The 23,939-nt window shown below is 65.0% G+C and carries 21 protein-coding genes; 13 read left to right on the top strand and 8 right to left on the bottom strand.

Features of this window, described 5'->3' with window-relative positions; translation table 11 throughout:
• Positions 1–43: 43 nt before the first annotated feature.
• The 3 genes from SD196_RS02655 to SD196_RS02645 form a co-directional block, all read right to left on the bottom strand.
• Entirely contained in the window at positions 44–1,081 is a 1,038-nt protein-coding gene (locus SD196_RS02655) for an ABC transporter substrate-binding protein (protein ID WP_370600594.1), read from the bottom strand.
• Between the two features lie 163 nt (positions 1,082–1,244).
• Complete coding sequence (locus SD196_RS02650) at positions 1,245–1,880, bottom strand: response regulator transcription factor (protein ID WP_343578208.1); 636 nt, start codon at positions 1,878–1,880, stop codon at positions 1,245–1,247.
• Complete coding sequence (locus SD196_RS02645; RefSeq protein WP_416311038.1) at positions 1,871–4,327, bottom strand: PAS domain S-box protein; 2,457 nt, start codon at positions 4,325–4,327, stop codon at positions 1,871–1,873. The genes SD196_RS02650 and SD196_RS02645 overlap by 10 nt, the downstream gene beginning before the upstream one ends.
• 153 nt (positions 4,328–4,480) lie before the next feature.
• Here SD196_RS02645 and SD196_RS02640 point away from each other — a divergent pair, with 153 nt between their 5' ends.
• Positions 4,481–5,536, top strand: coding sequence for an alpha/beta hydrolase family protein (locus SD196_RS02640; RefSeq protein WP_416311037.1), 1,056 nt, complete (start codon positions 4,481–4,483; stop codon positions 5,534–5,536).
• A gap of 1 nt (position 5,537) precedes the next feature.
• Here SD196_RS02640 and SD196_RS02635 read toward each other — a convergent pair whose 3' ends face one another.
• Genes SD196_RS02635 through SD196_RS02625 form a run of 3 tightly spaced genes read right to left on the bottom strand, consistent with a single transcriptional unit; the run spans position 5,538 to position 7,997 of the window.
• Positions 5,538–6,302, bottom strand: a complete 765-nt coding sequence (locus tag SD196_RS02635) for a DnaJ domain-containing protein (RefSeq protein ID WP_275611871.1) — start codon at positions 6,300–6,302, stop codon at positions 5,538–5,540.
• Between the two features lies 1 nt (position 6,303).
• Positions 6,304–6,978, bottom strand: coding sequence for an N-acetylmuramate alpha-1-phosphate uridylyltransferase MurU (gene murU / locus SD196_RS02630; protein WP_275609928.1), 675 nt, complete (start codon positions 6,976–6,978; stop codon positions 6,304–6,306).
• Positions 6,975–7,997, bottom strand: coding sequence for an aminoglycoside phosphotransferase family protein (locus SD196_RS02625; protein WP_416311036.1), 1,023 nt, complete (start codon positions 7,995–7,997; stop codon positions 6,975–6,977). Before SD196_RS02625 ends, murU begins: the two co-directional genes overlap by 4 nt.
• Positions 7,998–8,126: 129 nt before the next feature.
• Here SD196_RS02625 and SD196_RS02620 point away from each other — a divergent pair, with 129 nt between their 5' ends.
• The 12 genes from SD196_RS02620 (at position 8,127) to SD196_RS02565 (ending at position 22,919) form a co-directional block, all read left to right on the top strand.
• Positions 8,127–10,904 carry an LPS-assembly protein LptD gene (locus SD196_RS02620; RefSeq protein ID WP_416311035.1) on the top strand — a complete coding sequence of 926 codons (2,778 nt, stop codon included), beginning with the start codon at positions 8,127–8,129 and terminating at the stop codon, positions 10,902–10,904.
• Complete coding sequence (locus tag SD196_RS02615; RefSeq protein WP_343578204.1) at positions 10,885–12,177, top strand: peptidylprolyl isomerase; 1,293 nt, start codon at positions 10,885–10,887, stop codon at positions 12,175–12,177. The genes SD196_RS02620 and SD196_RS02615 overlap by 20 nt, the downstream gene beginning before the upstream one ends.
• A gap of 130 nt (positions 12,178–12,307) precedes the next feature.
• Entirely contained in the window at positions 12,308–13,309 is a 1,002-nt protein-coding gene (gene pdxA / locus SD196_RS02610) for a 4-hydroxythreonine-4-phosphate dehydrogenase PdxA (protein WP_343578202.1), read from the top strand.
• Positions 13,310–13,424: 115 nt separating this feature from the next.
• Complete coding sequence (rsmA, locus tag SD196_RS02605; protein WP_343578201.1) at positions 13,425–14,243, top strand: 16S rRNA (adenine(1518)-N(6)/adenine(1519)-N(6))-dimethyltransferase RsmA; 819 nt, start codon at positions 13,425–13,427, stop codon at positions 14,241–14,243.
• A complete protein-coding gene (apaG, locus tag SD196_RS02600) occupies positions 14,240–14,620 on the top strand; it encodes a Co2+/Mg2+ efflux protein ApaG (protein WP_152219814.1) in 381 nt (126 codons plus the stop codon). Before rsmA ends, apaG begins: the two co-directional genes overlap by 4 nt.
• Positions 14,620–15,444, top strand: a complete 825-nt coding sequence (locus tag SD196_RS02595) for a symmetrical bis(5'-nucleosyl)-tetraphosphatase (protein ID WP_343578200.1) — start codon at positions 14,620–14,622, stop codon at positions 15,442–15,444. The genes apaG and SD196_RS02595 overlap by 1 nt, the downstream gene beginning before the upstream one ends.
• A gap of 43 nt (positions 15,445–15,487) precedes the next feature.
• Entirely contained in the window at positions 15,488–15,817 is a 330-nt protein-coding gene (gene glpE, locus SD196_RS02590; protein WP_152219810.1) for a thiosulfate sulfurtransferase GlpE, read from the top strand.
• A gap of 288 nt (positions 15,818–16,105) precedes the next feature.
• Positions 16,106–18,028 carry a PrkA family serine protein kinase gene (locus SD196_RS02585; RefSeq protein ID WP_015475261.1) on the top strand — a complete coding sequence of 641 codons (1,923 nt, stop codon included), beginning with the start codon at positions 16,106–16,108 and terminating at the stop codon, positions 18,026–18,028.
• Positions 18,029–18,131: 103 nt separating this feature from the next.
• Positions 18,132–19,403 carry a YeaH/YhbH family protein gene (locus SD196_RS02580; RefSeq protein WP_331319922.1) on the top strand — a complete coding sequence of 424 codons (1,272 nt, stop codon included), beginning with the start codon at positions 18,132–18,134 and terminating at the stop codon, positions 19,401–19,403.
• Complete coding sequence (locus SD196_RS02575) at positions 19,400–20,953, top strand: SpoVR family protein (protein WP_275609920.1); 1,554 nt, start codon at positions 19,400–19,402, stop codon at positions 20,951–20,953. The genes SD196_RS02580 and SD196_RS02575 overlap by 4 nt, the downstream gene beginning before the upstream one ends.
• A gap of 59 nt (positions 20,954–21,012) precedes the next feature.
• Positions 21,013–21,522 (top strand): DUF4136 domain-containing protein, encoded by a 510-nt coding sequence (locus SD196_RS02570; protein ID WP_416311710.1) that lies wholly within the window; start codon positions 21,013–21,015, stop codon positions 21,520–21,522.
• A gap of 167 nt (positions 21,523–21,689) precedes the next feature.
• Positions 21,690–22,919, top strand: a complete 1,230-nt coding sequence (locus SD196_RS02565; protein WP_343578198.1) for a multifunctional CCA addition/repair protein — start codon at positions 21,690–21,692, stop codon at positions 22,917–22,919.
• A 109-nt stretch (positions 22,920–23,028) separates the two neighbouring features.
• Here the strand turns inward: SD196_RS02565 and folK are convergent, their stop codons facing one another.
• Complete coding sequence (gene folK / locus SD196_RS02560; protein ID WP_275609918.1) at positions 23,029–23,565, bottom strand: 2-amino-4-hydroxy-6-hydroxymethyldihydropteridine diphosphokinase; 537 nt, start codon at positions 23,563–23,565, stop codon at positions 23,029–23,031.
• Complete coding sequence (folB, locus tag SD196_RS02555; RefSeq protein WP_331319920.1) at positions 23,556–23,909, bottom strand: dihydroneopterin aldolase; 354 nt, start codon at positions 23,907–23,909, stop codon at positions 23,556–23,558. The genes folK and folB overlap by 10 nt, the downstream gene beginning before the upstream one ends.
• Positions 23,910–23,939 lie beyond the last annotated feature (30 nt).

Genomic DNA, 23,939 nt, shown 5'->3' with positions numbered 1-23,939 from the left:
CATATCGGACCCGCTGCTTGCGCGACGGGTCCGAGACCCGCCTTCAGCGCTTGGCCCAGGCCTGGAAGCGCTTCTCCAGGGCATCGCCGTGCTCGGCCCAGAACGCCACGTTCATGCCTACGGCGTTGGCGATGTTCTGCGGCGCGGTGGGCAGGTTGGCGGCGACGTCCGGCGCCAGCAACTCCACGGCTTTGCGGTTGGTCGGGCCGTAGGAAATATTCTCGGCGAAGGCCTTCTGTTGCGGCGGCTGGCTGGCGAAATGGACGAATCGCTCGGCCAGTTCCTTCTTGAACACGCCCGAGGGCAGCGCCCAGAAGTCGAAGTCGTAGATGCCACCGGCCCAGACCATGCGGAAGCCCTTCTGCTCGCCCTGCGCGGCGGCGATCCGGCCGTTGTAGGCGGAGCTCATCACCACGGTGCCGTCAGCCAGGTCGCGCACAGGGTCCTGGCCGGATTTCCACCAGTTGATGCTCGGTTTGAGTTCGTCGAGCTTGCGGAAGGCGCGGTCGACGCCCTCGTCGGTAGCGAGCACCTTGTAGACGTCCTTGGGCGCGACGCCGTCCGCCATCAGGGCGAATTCCAGGCTGTATTTGGCGCCCCAACGCAGCCCGCGCTTGCCGGGAAATTTCTTGGTGTCCCAGAAGTCCGCCCAGCCGCTGGGCGTGCCTTGCAGCTTGCTCTGGTTGTAGGCCAGCAGGGTGGTCCAGACGAAGATGCCGACGCCGCAGGGCTGCACGGCGCCGGGGACGAAGTCGGCGGCATTGCCGACGGTCTTGGCGTCGAGCTTCATGAACAGCCCTTCCTCGCAACCGCGCGCGAGCTCAGGGGCCTCGACTTCCACCACATCCCAGGACACATGGCTGATCTCCACCATGCGCTTGAGCTTGGCCAGGTCACCGTTGTAGGAGCCGTGCACGACCGCCGTATCGGTGGCCGCCTTGAAGGGTTTGTAGAAGGCCGCTTCCTGGGCTTCCTTGTTGGCGCCGCCAAAGGAAATCACCGTGACATAGTCCGCCAGCGCCGGCAGCGCGACGCTCCCCAGCAGGCCGACCAGCAGCCCTCCCCTTACCGCTCGCAACATCTTCTTCTCCTTGTTATCACGACGCACTGCATGAAGCGGGCAATGATTCCCTGCCTCACGCTGGCTAGATAGACGGCTTCTTACAAAAATCGGACACGTCGCACAGAGCGAGGGGAAAATTCAGCGGGCGAACTGTCGCAGATCAAACAGCGAACAGGCCAATTCAAAGGAGCTTGTGCTCCATGGCGTAGCGCACCAGGTCCGCCACCGAGTTGGCGTTGAGCTTCTGCATCAACCGGGCCTTGTGGGTGCTGATGGTCTTGCTGCTGACCGCCAACTGCTGGGCGATCTCGTTGACGCCCTCGCCATGCACCAGGCGCTCGAACACCGAGAACTCCCGCTCAGAGAGCAGCGCGTGGGGCGGCCGCGAGTCGGTCAGGCCGACTTCGAAGACCATGCGGTCGGCCAGGTCCGGATCGATGTAGCGGCCGCCGCTGGCGATCTTGCGGATCGCGGTGAGCAGCAGCGCCGGGTCGCTGTCCTTGGTGGCATAACCGGCGGCGCCGGCCTTCAACGCACGGGCGACCATCTGCACTTCGTCGTGCATCGACAACATCAGGATCGCCGGCGGATTGTTCAGTGCGCGAATTCGGGGGATGGCTTCCAGGCCGTTGACGCCGGGCATGGAGATGTCCAGCAGGACCACCTCGCAAGGTGTCTGGCGCAGCGTTTCGAGCAGCTGTTCGCCGTTGGTGGCCTCGCCCACCACCTGCAGGTCCTTGGCCATGCCGATCAGCTGCTTGATGCCCTCGCGCACGATCGTATGGTCTTCCGCCACCAGTACTCGAATCACCGCCATTCCTCCCCTTCGTTGTCATTATCGTTTGGGTTGTCGCCATAGCCATCGTTGCCCAGGGGCACCCGAATCCACAGCGTGGTGCCCTCCCCGGGCTGGCTGTCGATCTGCAGCGTGCCGCCGAACATCAACACCCGCTCGCGCATGCCCACCAGACCGAAGGACACGCCCTGGCGCGTGGCGCTCGGGTCGAAGCCCACGCCATCGTCTTCGATGCGCAGGCACAACTCGTCGCCCTCGACGCCCAGTTGCAACTCCACAGTATGCGCCTGGGCATGGCGCATGACGTTGGTCAGCGCCTCCTGGAGGATGCGGAACAGGCCGATGGCCTTGGCGTCCGACAGCGCCGGTGGGTTCTCCGGCACCTGCACCAGGCAGGGAATCTGCGTGCGCGCCTCGAAGCGCCGCGCCTGCCATTCGACCGCCGAACCGATGCCGGCATCGAGGATCGGCGGACGCAGCGCGGTGGCCACATCGCGCACCAGCTGAAACAGCTGGGCGATCAGGCGCTTCATGTTGTCCAGGCGCTCACGCAAGCCACCGTCCAACTCGGCGTAGGCCAGCTCGCACATCGAGGTTTCCAGCTTGAGCACGGTAAGCACCTGGCCCAGTTCATCGTGCACTTCCCGGGCGATCCGCGCCTTCTCCTCCTCCCGCACGCTTTCCAGGTGCGCGGACAATTCGCGCAGTTGCGCGCGAGACTCGCCCAGCTCCAGCTCGATCTGCTTGTTCTCGGTGATATCCCAGACCACGCCGTCCCAGGCCAGGCGGCCGTCGTCGAGGGTCCGCACGGTGGCCTTGATGTCCACCCAGCGCGGCTCATGGCTGCGGGTGAGGATGCGCCCCTGCCAACGCCAGTTGCTGCCGCTTTCCACCGCCTGCAACTGGCTGGCGAGATAGCTGTCGCGTTCGGAGGGCACCACCAGTCCCATGATCCCGAGGCCGCTCTCGCGCAGGTAGCCGGGGGCGTATCCGAGGGAGGTCTCGCTGCCGCCGGTGATGAAGCTGATGTAGGCGAAGTCGGAGTCATCCTCCGGCGCGTTGGGCTCCAGACGGAACACCAGCCCCGGCACGTTGGCGGCGATGCCCTGCAGGCGCGCCTCGCTTTCCTCCAGCGCGGCACGGGCGCGGCGGCGCTCGGTGACGTCGTTGAGGAACACCAGCAGGTATTCGGAATCGCCGAAACGCAGGAAACTCAGCGAGACATCCGCCGGCAGCCACTGGCCGTCGGCGCGCAGGCACTGGGTCTCGAAGCTCAGCGGCGCCTCGTCGGCATTGCGCGCGCGGCGCCAGAGGTTGAGCCAGCGGTCCATGTCCAGCGTCGGTTCGAGGTCCGCCAACGGGCGATCCACCAGGCTGCCCGGCAGATAGCCGAGCATTTCCTCGGCGGCGCGGTTGGCATAGCGTACGTGGCTGTCCCAGTTGACCCAGAGAATGCCCACCGTGCTGCTGTCGATGGCGAACTGGGTCAGGCGCAGCGCCTGCTCGGCAGCCTGGCGCAACTCGATATCGCGCCGCGCCGCGACCAGGCGCGATTCCAGCGCCCGATGCTGGCGGCGCTGCAACAGCAAGGCGCCGGTGGCGAAGGCCAGCAGCAGGCCGAGCAGGATGCAGAGGTTCTGCCAGAAGCCCGGCGAGGAGCCCAGGCGCGGATAGGTGGGTTGCAGCCAGCGCTCGTGGAGCTGATCCAGGTCCTTGGCCGGCACCGCGCGCAGGGCCACATCGATGATCGACGCCAACTGCGGCAGGTCGCGCCGGGTGGCGACGCGCAGCAGCTGCGGGTAGCCGATGTCGGCCACCACCGAGAGGCCGGTAAACTCGGTCTCGCGGGTCAGGCGCGCCAACTGCGCCTCGTCGATGACCGCATAGTTGGCTTCGCGGCCGAGCACCTTGCGCAGCGCCTCGCGATCGCTGTCGACCACCTGCAGCGCAAGGCTCGAATAAGTGCCGCGCAGGTAATCCACCACCGATCCGGGCCCGCGGATAGCGACGGATTCACCATCGCCGAGGTTGTCCAGCTCCACCGAGGTACCGCTGCGGCGGTCGCCCACCACCAGGCGCGGTACGCGCAGATAGGGGTCGGAGAACAGCCAGTCGCGCAGCGCCGCCGGCGTCTGACTGATGCCTGGCGCCAGGTCGATATCCCCGGAACGCACCGCACGCTCCAGCGCCGCCGGGTCCGAATAGGTGCGCCACTGCAGGGTCACTCCCATGGACTTGGCCAGCCATTCCAGCAATTCCACGTTCGCTCCGGACAGCTGTTGCAGGCGCCGGTCCTGCTGCACATAGGGCGCCTCCAGCAGCGTACCGACGCGCAATTGCGGGTGCTCGGCCAGCCACGCGCGCTGCGCCTCGTCCAGCGTCAGCGACGGCGCAGCGGTCTCCGCCGCGACCAGCAACGGCAGGCAGCACAGCCAGAACAGACAGGCTTTCCAGAACAGACGACTCATGCCGACAGCACCCCAGGATTCGATCGCGCCAGTAAACAGCCGGCATACCTTACAGCAACCCCAGTGGAACCCGGCATGGCCTGCGCCTGACAAACCCAATAACAGCCGCTAGGCTGGCCGCACTCGCGCCCACCCTGGACATGGATATCGCCGATGCCGCACCTGCCTCGCCCTACCCTGCTCGCCCTCTGCCTGTCGCTCGGACTGACGCCCCTGTCGACAACATGGGCCGAAGCAACCAAGCCCGCCGCCGAGGAGAAGCCTGCGGCTGCGCCGGCGGTGCGGGTGCAGGTCAGCGAACGCAGCCAGGACGACGCCAGCGGCCTGGAGCGGCAGTTGCCGGAACAGGAGCGGCAGATGCTGCAGGCGGGTGACGAAAGCTTCCTCGCACTCTGGCTGCCGGCCAACACCGCCGAGGCGGAAGGCGTGGTGATCCTGATCCCCGGCGACGGCGAAAGCGCCGATTGGCCGGTGGCGATCAGCCCATTGCGACGCAAGCTGCCCGACGCCGGCTGGCAAAGCCTCAGCGTGACCCTGCCCGACCCGCAAAGCACCGCCCCGGTGCCGCGTCCGGCCGAGTCGGCGGACAAGGCCAGCGCGGACACCGACGCCACCGCCGCCGACAGTGCCAGCAAACCGGAAGTGACGGGCAGCGCCGGTAACGCCACGCCAACCCCGGAAAGCACCGGCGAAGCCGGCAGCGCCGAGCCGGCCCAGGCCAGCCCGGCAGAAAGCGCGCCGACACCGACCGACCCGGTGGCGCTGCGCAAGGCCCACGCCGAGCGTGTACTGGCGCGCATCCAGGCGGCGGTCGATCTGGCCGAGCAGCACAAACCCAGGACCATCGTCCTCCTGGGGCACGGCACCGGCGCCTACTGGGCAACCCGCTACCTGGGCGAACGCGCGCCGGCCGATATCAAGAATCTGCTACTGGTGGCGCCGGCCATGCCGCGTGACTTCCTACCGTCGCTGGAAGAAACGGTCCCCCTGCTCAACCTCGCCACCGGCGACTTCTACTACAAGGACAAGGCCGTAGACCGCGCAGCGGCGCAGCGGCGCCTGCACGCCAGCAAACGGCAGAAGTCACCGAACTACATCCAGATCGGCATGAACGCCCTGCCCGCCGACCTCGCCACCGAGCAGGAACAGCTTTACCGCCGAATTCGCGGCTGGCTGTCGATGCACCTGGAGCCGATCGAGCAGCCCTGATTCAGCGGAAGCCCCGACGCTGCCGGACCAGCAGGTAGGCGGCCTGGATCTCGCGGGTTTTCTCGGTGGCGGCAGCGATGCGCTCGGGGCTCGCGCCCAGGCCTTCGAGCTTGTCCGGGTGGTTCTGGCTGACCAGCTTGCGGTAGGCGCGCTTGATCTCCTCCGGCTCGCTGTCCGGCGTCACGCCCAGCACGCGCAAGGCCTGGGTATAGGACTCGCGCGGCGTCACCGCTGGCTTCGCCCGCTCCGCGCTCGCGGCCAGGGCCTGAATGCGGGCGCGCGAAAGACCGAGCCAGTCACCCCATTGCAGGATCAGGTGTTTCTCCGCCGAACCCGGCGCACCGGCCGCCCAGGCCATGCGCCAGCAAGCCAGCAGCAGCCCTTCCGCTGTCGCTTCATGGCCGCGCCGCTGGCGCAGGCCGATCTCCAGCAATTCGCCGCCCTTCTTGCCGCGCCCGAAGGCCTCGATGGCCTGGCGGCGCGCATGGTCGTCCAGTTGCAGGCGCAGCATTTCCGCGCGGGCCTGCTGGATGTGTGCGTCATGCACACGCCCCCGGCTCTTGGCCAGGCAGCCGAGCAGGAGGAACAGCAGCTCGCGGTCACCGACCTGCGGACCACCGCGCAACTGCTCCAGCAATCCGCGCCACGAGCGCACTTTCAGACGGCGATCGAGCACCTGGCCGAGCAGCCCACCGAGCAGGGCTCCGGGAATGCTCGCCAGCGCCCAGCCGGCGAGCAGGCCCAGCAATGTGCCCGGCCAGAACACCTCAGCCCTCCGCCAACTGGCGTTCGACGTCGGCCAGACGCTCATGGGTGCCGACATCGACCCAGCGCCCCGCATGCAGGACGCCACTCACGCGCCCCGCTGCCATCGCCTGGCGGAGCAACGGAGCCAGCTTGAAGGCACCGGGCTCGCAGCCATCGAACAACGCGGGATGCAGGACGGCGATGCCACTGTAGGTCAGACTCGGCTCGTCTTCGCGGTAGTCGCTCACCCGGCCATCACGCAGGCAGAAATCGCCGCGCGCGTGATGCCCGGGATTGTCCACCAGCACCAGGTGCGCCAGATCGTCCTCGGCCAGCGCACCGTGCAGGCTCGCGTAGTCGAAGTCGGTCCAGATGTCGCCGTTGGCGATGACGAAGGCTTCGTCCCCCAGCAGCGGCAGCGCCTTGAAGATGCCTCCTCCGGTTTCCAGCGGCTCGCCTTCGGCCGAATAGCGGATGCTCACCTCGAACTGCGCGCCGTCGCCCAGATAGTCCTCGATCTGCTGGCCGAGCCAGGCGTGGTTGATCACCAACTGATCGAAACCGGCACGGCGAAGCGCCCGCAGTTGGTACTCGATCAGCGGCACGCCACCTGCTCGCACCAGCGGCTTGGGCGTATGCAGGGTCAGCGGGCGCAGGCGTTCGCCCTTGCCCGCGGCGAGGATCATGGCCTTCATGCGGGATGTGTCTCGTCTTTGGGCAGGCTGGCCAGCAGCGCGGCGAGGTCGGCCAGTTCGGGACGACGGGCGATGACGTTTTCCAGGTAACGGAAGAAGCGCGGCACGTCGCCCAGGTAGCGTGGTTTGCCGTCGCGGTGGCAGATGCGGGCGAAGATGCCGATCACCTTGAGGTGGCGCTGTGCGCCCATCAGGTCGCTGGCGCGCAGGAAGTCCTCGAAGCGTTCCGGCAGCGGAATGCCGGCGGCCTGTGCCTTGCGCCAGTAGCGCGACAGGCCATCGTGCACGCGCGGCTCCGGCCAACTGAGGAAGGCGTCCTTGTAAAGGCAGGTCACGTCATAGGTGACCGGGCCGTAGACGGCATCCTGGAAATCCAGGACCCCCGGATTCGGCTCGCTGAGCATCAGGTTGCGCGGCATGTAGTCGCGGTGCACCAGTACGCGCGGCTGATCGAGCGCACTGCCCACCAGCAGGTCGCAGGTGCGCTGCCAGGCGGCCAGCTGCTCGCCCTCCAGGGTAACGCCCAGGTGGCGCTGCAGATACCAGTCGGGGAACAGCTGCAGCTCGCGGCGCAGCAGGGCTTCGTCATAAGCCGGCAGGCGATCGGCGACGTCCACCTGCTGGAAGGCTACCAGCGCATCGAGCGCAGACTCGAACAGTTCCTCGGCGTTCTGCGGGTTGAGCACGTCGAGGTAGGTCTGACGGCCGAGATCGCTGAGCAGCAGGAAACCCTGCTCGACATCCTCGGCGAGAATCTTCGGCACGTGCACGCCGGCTTCGGCCAGCAAACCGGCGACCTTGACGAAGGGACGGCAATCTTCCTGGGGTGGCGGCGCATCCATCACGATCAGGCTGCGGCCATCGCCCTGCCAACGGAAATAACGACGGAAGCTGGCATCGCTGCTGGCCGGCGTCAGGCTCGCCTCGGGCACCGGGCCCCAACCTTCAGCATTGAACACAGCGGGCAAACTCAAGTCCAACCAGCCGATCATCTGCTGGTAACGGGCATCCTGTGACATCTTTATGGGTTCTCCACGGCCCTAGCCGTTGCGCGGGTCATGCTTTATTATCCAGCATCTTTTTGAGCCCATCGAGAGGCTCGCGGTCCTCACTGGGCCGATGGCTTGCAGGAAGCCCGGATTAACAAGATGGCAGTGAATTTCCCCGTGTTCCGTAGAAAATTCCCCTTACTGGTGACCGGCGGCCTGCTGGCTATTCAGCCGCTCGCCTCTGTGACCGCGGCACCCGGTCAGCAGTTCGCCTGCCAACCCTCTGCCTCCGGTGCCTGGAATTGTGCACCGCAGGAGAGCGCCACCAGCATTCCGCGTCCGCAACACAGTGCCACTGCCGTGAGTGCGGGCGCCAGCACCGCCGCCAGCGGCGAGGCGGCCGGCGGCTCGACCACCAGCGCTGAAGAGCCCAAGCAACTGGTTACCCAGTCCGGCGGCCGTGGCCTGAAGTCGCGCAGCACCGACTACAGCCACCTCGACTGGGTTCCGCGCGAGAAGCTGACTGCCGCCCAGTTGGCAGAGATAGGCCCGTACTGCAGCGGCGAATACGTCGAGCCGGTGCGTCCAGGCATGAACGACAAGACGCCGAACGACGAGGCGCCAACTTACGTCTCGGCCAAGGTGTCGCGCTACGAGCAGGAAAAGCAGATCGCCACCCTCGCGGGTAACGTGGTCCTGCGCCAGGGCAGCATGCAGGTCGAGGCGGACGAAGCCAACCTGCACCAGGCCGAGAACCGCGGCGAACTGGTCGGCAACGTCAAGCTGCGTGACAACGGCGCGCTGATCGTCGGCGACCACGCCGAGCTGCAACTGGACAACGGCGCAGCGAAGATCGACAACGCCGAATACGTCATGCACCAGGCCCAGGTACGCGGCAGCGCGCTGTACGCCAAGCGCCAGGAAGACGCGATCATCCAGCTCAAGGACGGTACCTACACCCGCTGCGAACCCAATAGCAACGCCTGGGTCCTCAAGGGCAACAATATCAAGCTGAACCCGGCCACCGGTTTCGGCACCGCGACCAACGCGACCTTGCGGGTGAAGGACATTCCAGTGTTCTACACCCCGTACATCTATTTCCCGATCGACAACCGTCGCCAGTCCGGTTTCCTGCCGCCGTCGTTCGCCACCTCGACCGATACCGGTTTCACCCTGACCACGCCGTACTACTTCAACCTGGCGCCGAACTACGACGCCACGTTGTACCCGCGTTACATGGTCAAGCGTGGCCTGCTGATGGAAGGCGAGTTCCGCTACCTGACCCACACCAGTGAAGGCCAGTTCAACGCGGCCTACCTGAACGACAAGAACGATGACCGCAAGGACTTCCCGCAATACACCGACACCCGTTGGCTGTATGGCTGGAAGAACGTCAGCGGCCTGGATTCGCGTCTGCTGGCGCAGGTGGACTACACCCGCATCAGCGACCCGTACTACTTCCAGGACCTGGACACCTCGCTGGGCATCGGCTCGCCGACCTATGTGAACCAGCAGGGCTCGCTGACCTACCGCGGCGACAGCTACACCGCGCGCCTGAATGCCCAGGCCTATCAGCTGGCGACCGTGACCGACGTGACGCCGTATGATCGCCTGCCGCAGCTCACCCTGGACGGTACGCTGCCGTTCAATCCGGGCGGCCTGAAATTCACTTACGGCACAGAGCTGGTCCGCTTCGACCGCGACCTGGATGAAGGCCTCTACGTTCCCGACGAAGACAATCCGACATTCCAGGTACCGCGTCCGGACACCAACATCCAGGGCCTTGCGCGCGCGACCGGCGATCGTTTCCACGCCGAGCCGGGTATCAGCCTGCCGATGAACCGCAGTTGGGGCTTCATGACCCCGACCGTCAAGGGGCTCTATACCAAGTATGACCTGGACCTGGATGGCAAAGGTCAGCAATACATCACCCAGAATCAGCCCTGGCTGAACTACGACAGCAGCCCTGACCGCTCGCTGACGCTGGCCAAGCTGGACTCCGGCCTGTACTTCGACCGCGACACCACCTTCGGTGGTACCAAGTTCCGCCAGACCCTGGAACCGCGCGCGATGTACCTGTACGTGCCGTACAAGAACCAGGACAACCTGCCGACCTTCGACACCGGCGAATTCACCTTCAGCTACGATTCGCTGTGGCGTGAAAACCGCTTCACCGGCAAGGACCGCATCGGCGACGCCAACCAGCTGTCCCTCGGCCTGGGCTCGCGCTTCATCGAGGACGACGGATTCGAGCGCGCCTATATTGCCGCCGGCCAGATCTACTACTTCAGCGATCGCCGCGTACAACTGCCCGGCCTGACCGAGAACGACCTGGCAGTCAGTGGCGCAAGCAACCCGGACGCCGATACCTGGCGCTCGCCGTACGCCCTGACTGGCATCTATCGCTTCAACCATGACTGGTATGCAAGCTCGGACTTCAACTGGAATGCGGACAGGCACCATACCGACAACGGTAACCTGATGTTCCACTACCAGCCCGAAGCCGATCCACGCAAGGTACTGAACGCCGGCTACCGCTATCGCTCGGATACCAAGCGATTCGATCCCAATACCGGGAAGTTCGAATACAACAGCGACCAGTACAAGATCAACCAGCACGACTTCTCGTTCATGTGGCCGGTCGTGCCTCAGTGGGCCGCCATCGGCCGCTGGCAGTTCGACTACAACCAGAGCCGCACGCTGGAAGCCTTCGGTGGCTTCGAGTACGACAGCTGCTGCTGGAAGCTGCGCCTGATCAATCGCTACTGGGTCGACTACGACGACGAGGATTACGTGACGTCGACGTCCAAGGCCGACCACGGTGTGTTCCTGCAAATCATCTTGAAAGGCCTTGGCGGCGTGGTTGGCAACCAGGTGGAAGGCTTCCTCGACCAAGGTATCCAGGGTTATCGTCAACGTGAAGACAATGCTATGTAAGGCCCTGCGCCCGCTGATGCTGGGCGCGCTGTTGGCAAGTTCCGTCGTGCACGCCGAAGTGGTTCCGCTGGACCGTGTAGTCGCTATCGTCGACAACGACGTGGTGATGCAGAGCCAGCTGGACCAACGCCTGCGCGAAGTCCGTGCAACCATCCAGAAGCGTGGCGCGCCGCTGCCGCCGGAACATGTTCTGACCCAGCAGGTGCTCGAGCGCCTGATCATCGAGAACATCCAGCTGCAGATCGGCGACCGCTCCGGCATCCGCATCACCGATGAGGAGCTGAACCAGGCCATGGGCACCATTGCCCAACGCAACAATATGAGCCTGGATCAGTTCCGCGCCGCCCTCGCCCGTGACGGCCTGTCCTATGACGACGCCCGCGAGCAGGTGCGCCGCGAGATGGTCATCAGCCGCGTGCGTCAGCGCCGCGTGGCCGAGCGCATCCAGGTCAGCGAGCAGGAAGTGCAGAACTTCCTCGCCTCCGACATGGGCAAGATCCAGCTCTCCGAAGAGTACCGCCTGGCCAACATCCTGATCCCGGTACCCGACGGCGCCTCGCCGGAAACCGTACAGGCCGCTGGCCGCCAGGCCGCCGAGCTGTACCAGCAACTCAAGCAGGGCGCGGACTTCAGCCAACTGGCGGTGTCCCGCTCGGCCGGCGATAACGCCCTGGAAGGCGGCGAGATCGGCTGGCGCAAGGCTGCCCAGCTGCCCTCCCCGTTCGACAGCATGGTCGGTAGCCTGGCCGTCGGTGACGTGACCGAGCCGGTGCGCACCCCGGGCGGCTACATCATCCTCAAGCTGGAAGAGAAGCGCGGCGGCAGCAAGATGCTGCGTGACGAAGTACACGTCCGCCACATCCTGCTCAAGCCCAGCGAAATCCGCAGCGACGAAGAAACCCAGCGCCTGGCCGAGAAGCTCTACGAGCGCATCCAGGCCGGCGAGAGCTTCGCCGAACTGGCGAAGAAGTATTCCGAAGACCCGGGCTCCAAGCTCAATGGTGGCGACCTCAACTGGGTCGACCCGGAGTCCCTGGTACCGGAATTCCGCGAGGTGATGAACAACGCGCCGCAGGGCCAGGTCACCAAACCGTTCCGCTCGCCGTTCGGCTGGCACGTGCTGGAAGTCCTTGGCCGCCGCGCCACCGACAGCAGTGACAAGTTCCGCGAACAGCAGGCCGCCCAGACCCTTCGCGCACGTAAGTACGACGAAGAACTGCAGGCCTGGCTGCGGCAGATCCGCGACGAAGCCTACGTCGAGATCAAGCAGTAAGACGCTTGAGTCGCTACGAAGAAACCCGGCCTTGGCCGGGTTTCTTTTTATCCGCGCCAAGCTTCGTCGTGAGGAGGCTTCGTCGTAGAGTAGGCGCATCTGCTCCAACGCCCCGATTCGAGATCACCTGATGAGCACATCCCCACTCTTTGCCCTGACTCCCGGCGAACCAGCCGGCATCGGTCCCGACCTCTGCCTGCTGCTGGCCCGCGAGGCCCAGCCCCATCCACTGGTCGCCGTCGCCAGCCGGCAGCTGCTGACCGAGCGCACCGAGCTGCTGGGGCTGAACATCACCCTGCAAGAAGTTGGCCCTGATCATTGGCCGAGCGCGCCGTCTACCGCCGGCACTCTCTATGTGTGGGACACCCCGCTGGCCGCGCCGGTCGAACCGGGCAAGCTGGACAAAGCCAACGCCGCCTACGTACTGGAAACCCTGACCCGCGCCGGCCAAGGCTGCCTGGATGGGCACTTCGCCGGGATGATTACCGCACCGGTGCACAAGGGCGTGATCAACGAGGCAGGCATCGCCTTCTCCGGCCACACCGAATTCCTCGCCGACCTGACCTCCACCGCCCAGGTCGTCATGATGCTCGCCACCCGCGGCCTGCGCGTGGCCCTGGTGACCACCCACCTGCCGTTGCGGCAGATCGCCGACGCCATCACCCCGGAGCGCCTGGAGCGCGTCACCCGTATCCTCCACGCCGATCTGCGCGACAAGTTCGGCCTGGCCAACCCGCGCATCCTGGTCTGCGGCCTGAACCCCCACGCCGGCGAAGGCGGCCACCTCGGCCACGAGGAAATCGACGTCATCGAGCCGACCCTGGAGCGCCTGCGTACTGAGGGCATGCAACTGATCGGCCCACTGCCGGCCGACACCCTGTTCACCCCCAAGCATCTGGAGCACTGCGACGCGGTGCTCGCCATGTACCACGACCAGGGCCTTCCTGTGCTCAAGTACAAGGGTTTCGGCGCGGCGGTGAACGTCACCCTGGGCCTGCCGATCATCCGTACCTCGGTGGACCACGGCACAGCCCTGGATCTCGCCGGCACTGGCCGGATCGACAGCGGCAGCCTGCAAGTCGCCCTGGAAACCGCCTACCAGATGGCCGAAGCCGGCGCCGCACGGCGCTGAATCCCGACTTCCGTTCGGCCAGCGTTTCGTGCTGGCCGCGCGGGGCTGGTAAACTGACGGTTTTTCGTCCCCAGCTCGCAGCCTCGCGCTCCCAGCTGCTCCTCCGGAGCCCTTGATGTCCGAACTCTTCCAACACCGCGCCCGCAAACGCTTCGGCCAGAACTTCCTGCACGATGCCGGAGTGATCCACCGCATCCTGCGCGCCATCGCCGCCAAGGAAGGCCAGCACCTGCTGGAAATCGGCCCGGGCCAGGGCGCCCTGACCGAAGGCCTGGTGGACAGCGGCGCCAAACTCGATGTGATCGAGCTGGACCTGGACCTGATCCCGCAACTGAAATGGCGCTTCGGCCTCAAGCCCAACTTCAGCCTGCATCAGGGCGACGCCATGAAGTTCGACTTCGCAAGTCTCGTCGCCTCCCCGGAGGACAAGCTGCGCGTGGTCGGCAACCTGCCCTACAACATCTCCACGCCGCTGATTTTCCACCTTCTGGATCACGCTTCGATCATCCAGGACATGCACTTCATGCTGCAGAAGGAAGTGGTGGAGCGCCTGGCCGCCGAGCCGGGCAACGGCGACTGGGGCCGCCTGTCGATCATGGTGCAGTACTTCTGCCGCGTGGATTACCTGTTCACCGTCGGCCCGGGCGCCTTCAACCCGCCGCCGAAAGTCGAATCGGCGATCGTGCGCCTGGTGCCCTATACCGAACTGCCGCACCCGGCCAAGGACCACCGCCTGCTCGAACGCATCGTCCGCGAAGCCTTCAACCAGCGGCGCAAGACCTTGCGCAACACCCTGCGCAACCTGATGAGCGTGGAAGAGATCGAAGCCGCAGGCGTAGACCCGACCCTGCGCCCTGAGCAACTGGACGTGGCCGACTTCGTCCGCCTGGCCAACCGCCTGGCCGACCTCCCTGCGCAGGACACTTCCGCATGAGCGATCCGCGCTACAACGTCACCGTCAGCGTCACCACCCGCCACCTGCCGGAGCAATCCCAGCCGGAACAGCAACGCTACGTGTTCGCCTACACCGTGACTATTCACAACCAGGGCGAACAGGCCGCCAAGCTGCTCACCCGCCACTGGGTCATCACCGACGGCAACGGCCATGTGCAGGAAGTGCGCGGCGCCGGCGTAGTCGGCGAGAAGCCGCTGATCGAGCCGGGCGCCAGCCACACCTACACCAGTGGCACCGTGCTCGCCACCCAGGTGGGCAGCATGCACGGCAGCTACCAGATGATCGCCGACGACGGCCATCACTTCGACGCCGAGATCCCGGTGTTCCGCCTGGCCGTACCAGGGGCCCTGCACTGATGGCCACCTACGCCGTCGGCGACCTGCAGGGTTGCCTGGAACCGCTCAAGTGCCTGCTCGACCAGGTGAAGTTCGACCCCGCCAAGGACAAGCTCTGGCTGGTCGGCGACCTGGTCAACCGTGGCCCGGCCTCGCTGGAAACCCTGCGCTACCTCTACTCCATCCGCGAGTCGCTGGTCTGCGTGCTGGGCAACCACGACCTGCACCTGGTGGCCGTGGCCTACAACACCGAGCGCCTGAAGAAGAACGACACCCTGCGCGAGATCATCGAGGCCCCGGACTGCGCCGAGCTGATCGAGTGGCTGCGTCAGCAGCGGCTGGTCTACCACGACGCCGCGCGCGACTTCACCCTGGTGCATGCCGGCATTCCGCCGCAGTGGACCATCGAGAAGTCCCTGCAGCGCGCCGCCGAAGTCGAGGCGGTGCTGCACGATGACGAGCAGTTGCCACTGTTCCTGGATGGCATGTATGGCAACGAGCCGGCCAAGTGGGACAAGAAGCTGCACGGCATCGAGCGCCTGCGGGTGATCACCAACTACTTCACGCGCATGCGCTTCTGCACCCCCGAGGGCAAGCTCGACCTGAAATCCAAGGAAGGCCTGGACACCGCGCCGCCCGGCTACGCCCCCTGGTTCAGCCACGCCGAGCGCAAGGCTGCCGGACGCAAGGTCATCTTCGGCCACTGGGCGGCACTGGAAGGCCTGTGCGATGTCCCCGGCCTGTTCGCCCTGGACACCGGTTGCGTCTGGGGCGGCAGCATGACCCTGCTGAACGTCGACACCCTCGAGCGCCTCCACTGCAGTTGCGCCCGCGAACACCCCTGATTCCAGCGGGGCCAGGCGCCCCGCCTCTTGCGAGGTATCTCACATGAGCGATTTCAAGCGCATCGCCCCCGATCTGGCCCAGCAACTGCGCGAAGGCGGCGCCCAGGTCGTCGACATCCGCGACCCGCAGAGCTACGCCATGGGCCACATCACCGGCTCGCGGCACATCGACAATTACTCGGTGGCCGACTTCATCCGCGAGGCGGACATGGACGCACCGCTGGTCGTGGTCTGCTACCACGGCAACTCCAGCCAGAGCGCGGCGGCCTATTTCGTCCAGCAGGGCTTCTCCGAGGTCTACAGCCTCGACGGCGGCTTCGAACTGTGGCGCAGCGTCTATCCCGCGGATACCAGCGCAGGCGGTTCTGACTGAAAGCCCCTACGAAAGAGGCGGAATAGCCCTTCAAAAAATCTGTAACTTCTCGCGCTTTCGCCCTTTACAGGTCTGAGAACGAACTATCCTTTCCCTCAGGCCATCCAAAACAGGGAGAGCCGGCACACCGGCTTCCGGGTAATCGGCAGTGACCATTTGGGGCGGATCAGGGCAGAGGCCAGGTTCCGTTGGAGTTCTGGGGGATTCTCGCCGGCATCACTGGCGGCCCGACCGCACCCGCACACGACCGATCCCGCGCCGGCTCCATGCATCGAGCGAGGAGACGTCATGAGCATTTTCAGTCACTTCCAGGAACGCTTCGAAGCGACCCGCCAAGAGGAATACTCCCTGCAGGAGTACCTGGATCTCTGCAAGCAGGACAAGACCGCCTACGCCACCGCTGCCGAACGGATACTGATGGCCATCGGTGAGCCCGAGCTACTGGACACCTCCGTCGATTCGCGCCTGTCGCGGATCTTCTCCAACAAGGTGATCCGCCGCTACCCGGCCTTTGCCGACTTCCATGGCATGGAAGAGTGCATCGACCAGATCGTCGCCTTCTTCCGTCACGCGGCCCAGGGCCTGGAAGAGAAGAAGCAGATCCTTTACCTCCTCGGCCCGGTCGGCGGCGGCAAGTCGTCCCTGGCCGAAAAGCTCAAGCAGCTGATGGAGCACGTGCCCTTCTACGCCATCAAGGGCTCACCGGTGTTCGAATCGCCCCTGGGGCTGTTCAACCCGGATGAAGACGGCGCCATCCTCGAAGAGGACTACGGCATTCCCCGGCGTTACCTGCGTTCGGTGATGTCGCCCTGGGCGACCAAGCGCCTCAACGAATTCGGCGGCGACATCAGCCAGTTCCGCGTGGTCAAGCTGCATCCCTCGATCCTCAACCAGATCGCCATCGCCAAGACCGAGCCGGGCGATGAGAACAACCAGGACATCTCCGCACTGGTCGGCAAGGTGGATATCCGCAAGCTGGAAGAATTCCCGCAGAACGACGCCGACGCCTACAGCTACTCGGGCGCGCTGTGCCGGGCCAACCAGGGCCTGATGGAATTCGTCGAGATGTTCAAGGCGCCGATCAAGGTCCTGCACCCCTTGCTCACCGCGACCCAGGAAGGCAACTACAACAGCACCGAGGGCCTCGGCTCCCTGCCCTACAGCGGCATCATTCTCGCCCACTCCAACGAGTCGGAGTGGCACAGCTTCCGCAACAACAAGAACAACGAGGCCTTCATCGACCGGATCTACATCGTCAAGGTGCCGTACTGCCTGCGCGTCTCCGACGAGATCAAGATCTACGACAAACTGCTGGTCAACAGCTCCCTGGCGCACGCCCACTGCGCGCCGGACACCCTGAAGATGCTCTCGCAGTTCTCCGTGCTGTCGCGCCTGAAAGAGCCGGAAAACTCCAACATCTACTCGAAGATGCGCGTCTACGACGGCGAAAACCTCAAGGACACCGATCCCAAGGCCAAGTCCATCCAGGAATACCGCGACACCGCCGGGGTCGACGAGGGCATGGCCGGGCTTTCCACCCGCTTCGCCTTCAAGATCCTGTCGAAAGTCTTCAACTTCGACCCGCATGAGGTGGCGGCCAACCCGGTGCATCTGCTCTATGTGCTGGAGCAGCAGATCGAACAGGAGCAGTTCCCGCCGGAAACCCGCGAGCGTTACCTGCGCTTCCTGAAGGAATACCTGGCGCCGCGCTACGTCGAGTTCATCGGCAAGGAAATCCAGACCGCCTACCTGGAGTCCTACAGCGAGTATGGCCAGAACATCTTCGACCGCTACGTGCTGTACGCCGATTTCTGGATCCAGGACCAGGAATACCGCGACCCGGAAACCGGCGAGATCCTCAACCGCGCCGCCCTCAATGAGGAACTGGAGAAGATCGAGAAGCCGGCTGGCATCAGCAACCCGAAGGACTTCCGCAACGAAATCGTCAACTTCGTGTTGCGCGCCCGCGCCGGCAACAACGGCAAGAACCCCAGCTGGCTGTCGTACGAGAAGCTGCGCGTGGTGATCGAGAAGAAAATGTTCTCCAACACCGAGGACCTGCTGCCGGTCATCAGCTTCAACGCCAAGGCGAGCAAGGAGGATCAGCAGAAGCACAACGACTTCGTCAAACGCATGGTCGAGCGCGGCTACACCGAGAAGCAGGTGCGCCTGCTGTCGGAATGGTATCTGCGGGTTCGCAAGTCGCAGTAGTCTGCCATCGGCGCGGCGGTTTCCGTCGCGCCGGTCGCCGTCGCATTCGGACCTGCTCCGGGGCGGCTCCACGCCGCCGCGCAGCAGGCCCTGAGGAGCATTCATGAGCTACGTCATCGACCGGCGTCTGAACGGCAAGAACAAGAGCACGGTGAACCGCCAGCGCTTCCTGCGGCGTTATCGTGAGCACATCAAGAAGGCCGTGGAGGAGGCCGTCAGCCGTCGTTCCATCACCGATATGGAACATGGCGAGCAGATCAGTATTCCCGGCCGCGATATCGACGAGCCGGTGCTGCACCATGGCCGTGGCGGCCGGCAGACGATCGTCCACCCCGGCAACAAGGAATTCACCTCCGGCGAACACATCCCGCGGCCCCAGGGCGGCGGCGGCGGACGCGGTGGCGGCAAGGCCAGCAACCAGGGTGATGGGATGGACGACTTCGTCTTCCAGATCACCCAGGAGGAATTCCTCGACTTCATGTTCGAGGACCTGGAACTGCCCAACCTGGTCAAGCGTCATCTCACCGGTAGCGACACCTTCAAGACCGTGCGCGCCGGCATCAGCAACGAGGGCAATCCCTCGCGTATCAACATCGTGCGCACCCTGCGCTCGGCCCACGCGCGGCGCATCGCCCTGTCCGGCTCGACCCGCAGCAAGCTGCGCGCGGCCCTGGCCGAACTGGACCGGCTCAAGCGCGAAGAGCCGGACAACCTGGGCGACATCCAGGAACTGGAACAGAAGATCGCCGGCATGCGTGCGCGCATCGACCGGGTACCGTTCCTCGATACCTTCGACCTCAAGTACAACCTGCTGGTCAAACAGCCCAACCCGACTTCCAAGGCCGTGATGTTCTGCCTGATGGACGTCTCCGGCTCCATGACCCAGGCCACCAAGGACATCGCCAAGCGCTTCTTCATCCTGCTCTACCTGTTCCTCAAGCGGAACTACGAGAAGATCGAAGTGGTGTTCATCCGCCACCACACCAGCGCCCGGGAAGTGGACGAAGAGGAATTCTTCTACTCCCGCGAAACCGGCGGCACCATCGTCTCCAGCGCACTCAAGCTGATGCAGGAAGTGATGGCCGAGCGCTACCCCACCAACGAGTGGAACATCTACGCCGCGCAAGCCTCGGATGGCGACAACTGGAACGATGATTCTCCGGTCTGCCGCGATATCCTGATGAAACAGATCATGCCGTTCGTGCAGTACTACACCTACGTCGAGATCACCCCGCGCGAGCACCAGGCGCTGTGGTTCGAGTACGAGAAGATCCGCGACAGCTTCGAAGACAGCTTCGCCCAGCAGCAGATCGTCTCCTCCTCGGACATCTATCCGGTGTTCCGCGAGCTGTTCCAGAGGAGGCTCGTCGCATGAGTAAGCGTCAGCCGATTGCCACCGGCTCGGAGTGGACCTTCGAGCTGATCCGCCAATACGACCGCGAAATCAGCCGTATCGCGGAACGTTACGCGCTGGACACCTACCCCAACCAGATCGAGGTGATCACCGCCGAGCAGATGATGGACGCCTACGCCTCCGTCGGCATGCCCATCGGTTACAACCACTGGTCCTATGGCAAGCACTTCCTCAGCACGGAAAAGAACTACAAGCGCGGCCAGATGGGCCTCGCCTACGAGATCGTGATCAACTCCGATCCGTGCATCGCCTACCTGATGGAAGAAAACACCCAGTGCATGCAGGCGCTGGTGATCGCCCACGCCTGCTACGGGCACAACAGCTTCTTCAAGGGCAACTACCTGTTCCGCACCTGGACCGACGCCACGTCGATCATCGACTACCTGGTGTTCGCCAAGTCCTACATCAACAAGTGCGAGGAACGTTACGGCATCGATGCCGTGGAAGACCTGCTGGACTCCTGCCACGCCCTGATGAACTACGGCGTGGACCGCTACAAGCGGCCCTACCCGATCTCTGCCGAAGAAGAGCGGCAGCGCCAGAAGGAGCGCGAGGAGCAGATCCAGCGCCAGGTCAACGACCTCTGGCGGACTATTCCCAAGGCCACCGGCAAGGACAAGGAACAATCCCTGGCCCGCTACCCCAGCGAGCCGCAGGAGAACATCCTCTACTTCATCGAGAAGAACGCACCGCTGCTGGAGCCCTGGCAGCGCGAAGTGGTGCGCATCGTGCGCAAGGTCGCGCAGTACTTCTACCCGCAGCGCCAGACCCAGGTGATGAACGAAGGCTGGGCGACCTTCTGGCACTACACCCTGATCAACGACCTCTACGACGAGGGGCTGGTCAGCGACGGTTTCATGATGGAGTTCCTCCAGTACCACACCAGCGTGGTCTACCAGCCCGGTTTCGACAGCCCCTACTACAGCGGCATCAACCCCTACGCCCTGGGTTTCGCCATGTACCGCGACATCCGCCGCATCTGCGAAAACCCCACCGAGGAGGACAAGCGCTGGTTCCCGGACATCGCCGGCAGCGACTGGCTGGCCACCCTGAAGTTCGCCATGAAGAGCTTCAAGGACGAGAGCTTCGTCCTGCAGTTCCTCTCGCCCAAGGTGATCCGCGAGTTCAAGCTGTTCAGCATCCTCGACGACGACCAGAAGGACGACCTGCTGGTCGATGCCATCCACGACGACGACGGCTACCGCAAGATCCGCGAAACCCTGGCCGCGCAGTACAACCTCGGCAATCGTGAGCCGAACATCCAGATCTGGGACGTCGATCGCCGGGGCGACCGCTCGCTGACCCTGCGCCACCAGCAGCACGACCGCAAACCGCTGGGCGACTCTACCGACGACGTGCTCAAGCACCTGCACCGCCTGTGGGGCTTCGACATCCACCTGGAAACCCTGCAGGGCGACAACCTGGTCAACACCTTCCACATGCCCCCAAAGGGTGAACGCGACAGCGAGGAGGGATACCCGCGGCTCGACCTGATCATTCCACCCATTTGATCGGTTGACCGGTGTATCGGGCCGCTTCCAGCATGGCGAGACTCCCCGTGGAGATCGCCATGCGCCTGTTCGCCATCCTGCTGCTCTGCCTTGCCGTCGCGACCTGCACCAACCAGGTGCCGCGGGCCCAGGTCTCCCATCCGGCCGACGCGCGCCTGTCGAGCCTGCGCGACTTCCAGCTGATGCCGCCGGAGAGTGCCGTCGACGCCCTGCCCTACCGCAACCGCTACCCGCTGATCAATGCCCAGGTGCGCCAGGGTCTGATCGAACGCGGCTACCGGGAAAGCGCCACGCCGCAGATCCGCGTCTACTACTGGCTGGCCCTGCAGGACGTGCCGCTGGAGTTCAAGGTCGACACCCCGCCGCCCAATCCGCTGGGGCCCTATCTCGCCATCCATCGCCTGCGCGATGAGACCGGCACCTTGCGCCTGCGCCTGACCGATGCGCAGGAACAGACGCTCTGGGAAGGCACCGTCAGCACCGGCCTCAGCCCTGCCCACGTCAGCGACGCCCTGCTGCAGGACGCCGTCGGCGCGCTGCTCCAGCAGGTGCCCGCCGCTACGCCCTAGGTGCGCGTCGCACCCGTTCGCGAGCAAGCTCGCTCCTACAAACGGGGCAAACCCCGGCTGTTGTAGGAGCGAGCTTGCTCGCGAACCGCCTCTATCCCCAGAAGCCACCGAGCTTGCCCCACTCGCCGCAAACCCCGAAGCTATCCCCCAGAACAGGAGACAGCTTCATGCAGATCTACAAGGTGGGCGGCGCCGTACGCGACCGCCTGCTCGGCCAACCCTTCAGCGATACCGACTGGGTGGTGGTCGGCGCCAGCGCCGACGAGATGCTCGCCCAGGGCTACCGCCCGGTGGGCGCCGACTTCCCGGTATTCCTCCACCCGAAGACCGGCGAGGAGTACGCCCTCGCCCGCACCGAGCGCAAAAGCGGGCGCGGCTACGGCGGCTTCACCTTCTACGCCAGCCCCGACGTCACCCTGGAAGAAGACCTGATCCGCCGCGACCTGACCATCAACGCCATGGCCGAGGACGACCAGGGCAACGTGGTCGACCCCTACGGCGGCCAAAAGGACCTCCAGGCCCGGCTGCTGCGCCACGTCTCCCCCGCCTTCGCCGAAGACCCGCTGCGCGTGCTGCGCGTCGCCCGCTTCGCCGCCCGCTACGCGCCGCTGGGCTTCAGCGTGGCGCCGGAAACCCTGGCGCTGATGCGCGAGCTGTCCGAATCCGGCGAACTGGAAGCACTGACCGCCGAACGCAGCTGGAAGGAAATTTCCCGCGCCTTGATGGAGTCGCGCCCGGACGTATTCATCCAGGTCCTGCGCGACTGCGGGGCCCTCGCCGTGCTGATGCCGGAAGTCGATGCGCTGTTCGGCGTGCCGCAACCCCCCGAACACCACCCGGAAGTGGATACCGGGGAACACGTACTCGCCGTCCTGCGCCAGTGCGCCGAACACGACCAGCCGCTCAGCGTGCGCTGGGCCAGCCTGGTACACGACGTCGGCAAGGGGGAGACGCGCCAGGAGGACTGGCCCAAACACCATGCCCACGAACACCTCGGCCTGCCGCTGATCGATGCGATCAACGCGCGCTTCAAGGTGCCGCGTGAATGCCAGGAACTGGCGCGACTGGTCGGCGAGTACCACACCCACTGCCACCGCGCGCTGGAGCTGCGGCCGAACACGATCCTGGAGCTGCTGCAAGCGTTCGACGTCTACCGCCGCCCACAGCGCTTCGACGAATTCCTCCAGGCCAGCGAGATGGATGCCCGTGGCCGCCACGGGCTGGAACAGCGTGAATATCCGCAGGCGGACTACCTGCGCGGTGCGGCACAGGCCGCCCGTGCGGTCGCGGTGCAGCCATTGCTGGAAAAGGGATACAAGGGTGCCGAACTGGGCGAAGCGCTCAAGCGCGAGCGTCTGAATGCCCTGAAGGCCTATAAGGAAAACTACGCAAACTGAATCAGCGGAGAAACCCTGCAGGAGCGAGCCTGCTCGCGAACAATCTCACCGATAAGCCCGGTGATATGCGGTTCGCGAGCAAGCTCGCTCCTACGAAGAGCCAGGCAGTTCAAGCCGCCGGATGCGCCTCAAGCAGCGCCGCCGGGGTCAGCTCCGCACCGCGCCACTGGAACGGCACAGGCCAGAGCCGCTGGTCGATCCGCGCCTCAGCCCACAGCTCGGCAAACGAACGCTGCACGCCCGGATGCTTCAACTGCGGCGCCAGCAACGCCAGCGGCCAGAGTACGAAGGCATTCTTCAGCACCTCGGCGCGCGGCAGCGTCAGACCGTCGAACTCGCCATGCAGGTCGCCATACAGCAGCACATCGATATCCAGCGGCAGGCCCTTGCGCTCCGGTGCATAGCGGCCGTTGTCCGCCTCGATATGCTTCAGGCGCAGGCTCAGCTCCGCCAGCGGCAGCTCGGTGCGCGCCACGATCACGAAGTTGTAGAAGGGACCGCTGCGAATACCCACCGGCTCGCTCTCGAACACTGGCGAGCAACGGATATCCTCAAGGAAGCCATCCAGCGCCTCGAGCCCCGCGAGCAGATGGCGCTCGCGCTCGAAATTGCTGCCCAGGCCCAGGTATACCGTCGTCAGCGGCATCCGCGTTCGATCTCCACACCCACGCCGATGGCCGCCGCGACGGCGCCGGGCTTGGTGACTTTCAGGCGCAGCCAGTGGATGCCGAATTCCGCCATCAGCAACGCAGCCAGGCGCTCGGCAAAGGTTTCCACCAGCTGGAAATGCGCATCACGGGCGAACGCCATGACCCGTTCGGAGAGCACGGCGTAGTCCAGGGCCTTGGCGATGTCGTCGTCGGCCGCCGCCGGGCGGTTATCCCAGCCCAGCGTCAGGTCCAGGCGCAAGCACTGCCGGATACCCCGTTCCCAGTCGTAGACGCCAATCACGGTGTCCACTTCCAGCCCCTCGATGAAAACTCTGTCCACTGACTGCATGCTCCAAGGCGACACGACAAT

This window comes from Pseudomonas macauensis (genome assembly GCF_047902425.1).
GTDB lineage: Bacteria > Pseudomonadota > Gammaproteobacteria > Pseudomonadales > Pseudomonadaceae > Pseudomonas.
This window is presented reverse-complemented; position numbering and strand designations above follow the sequence as displayed.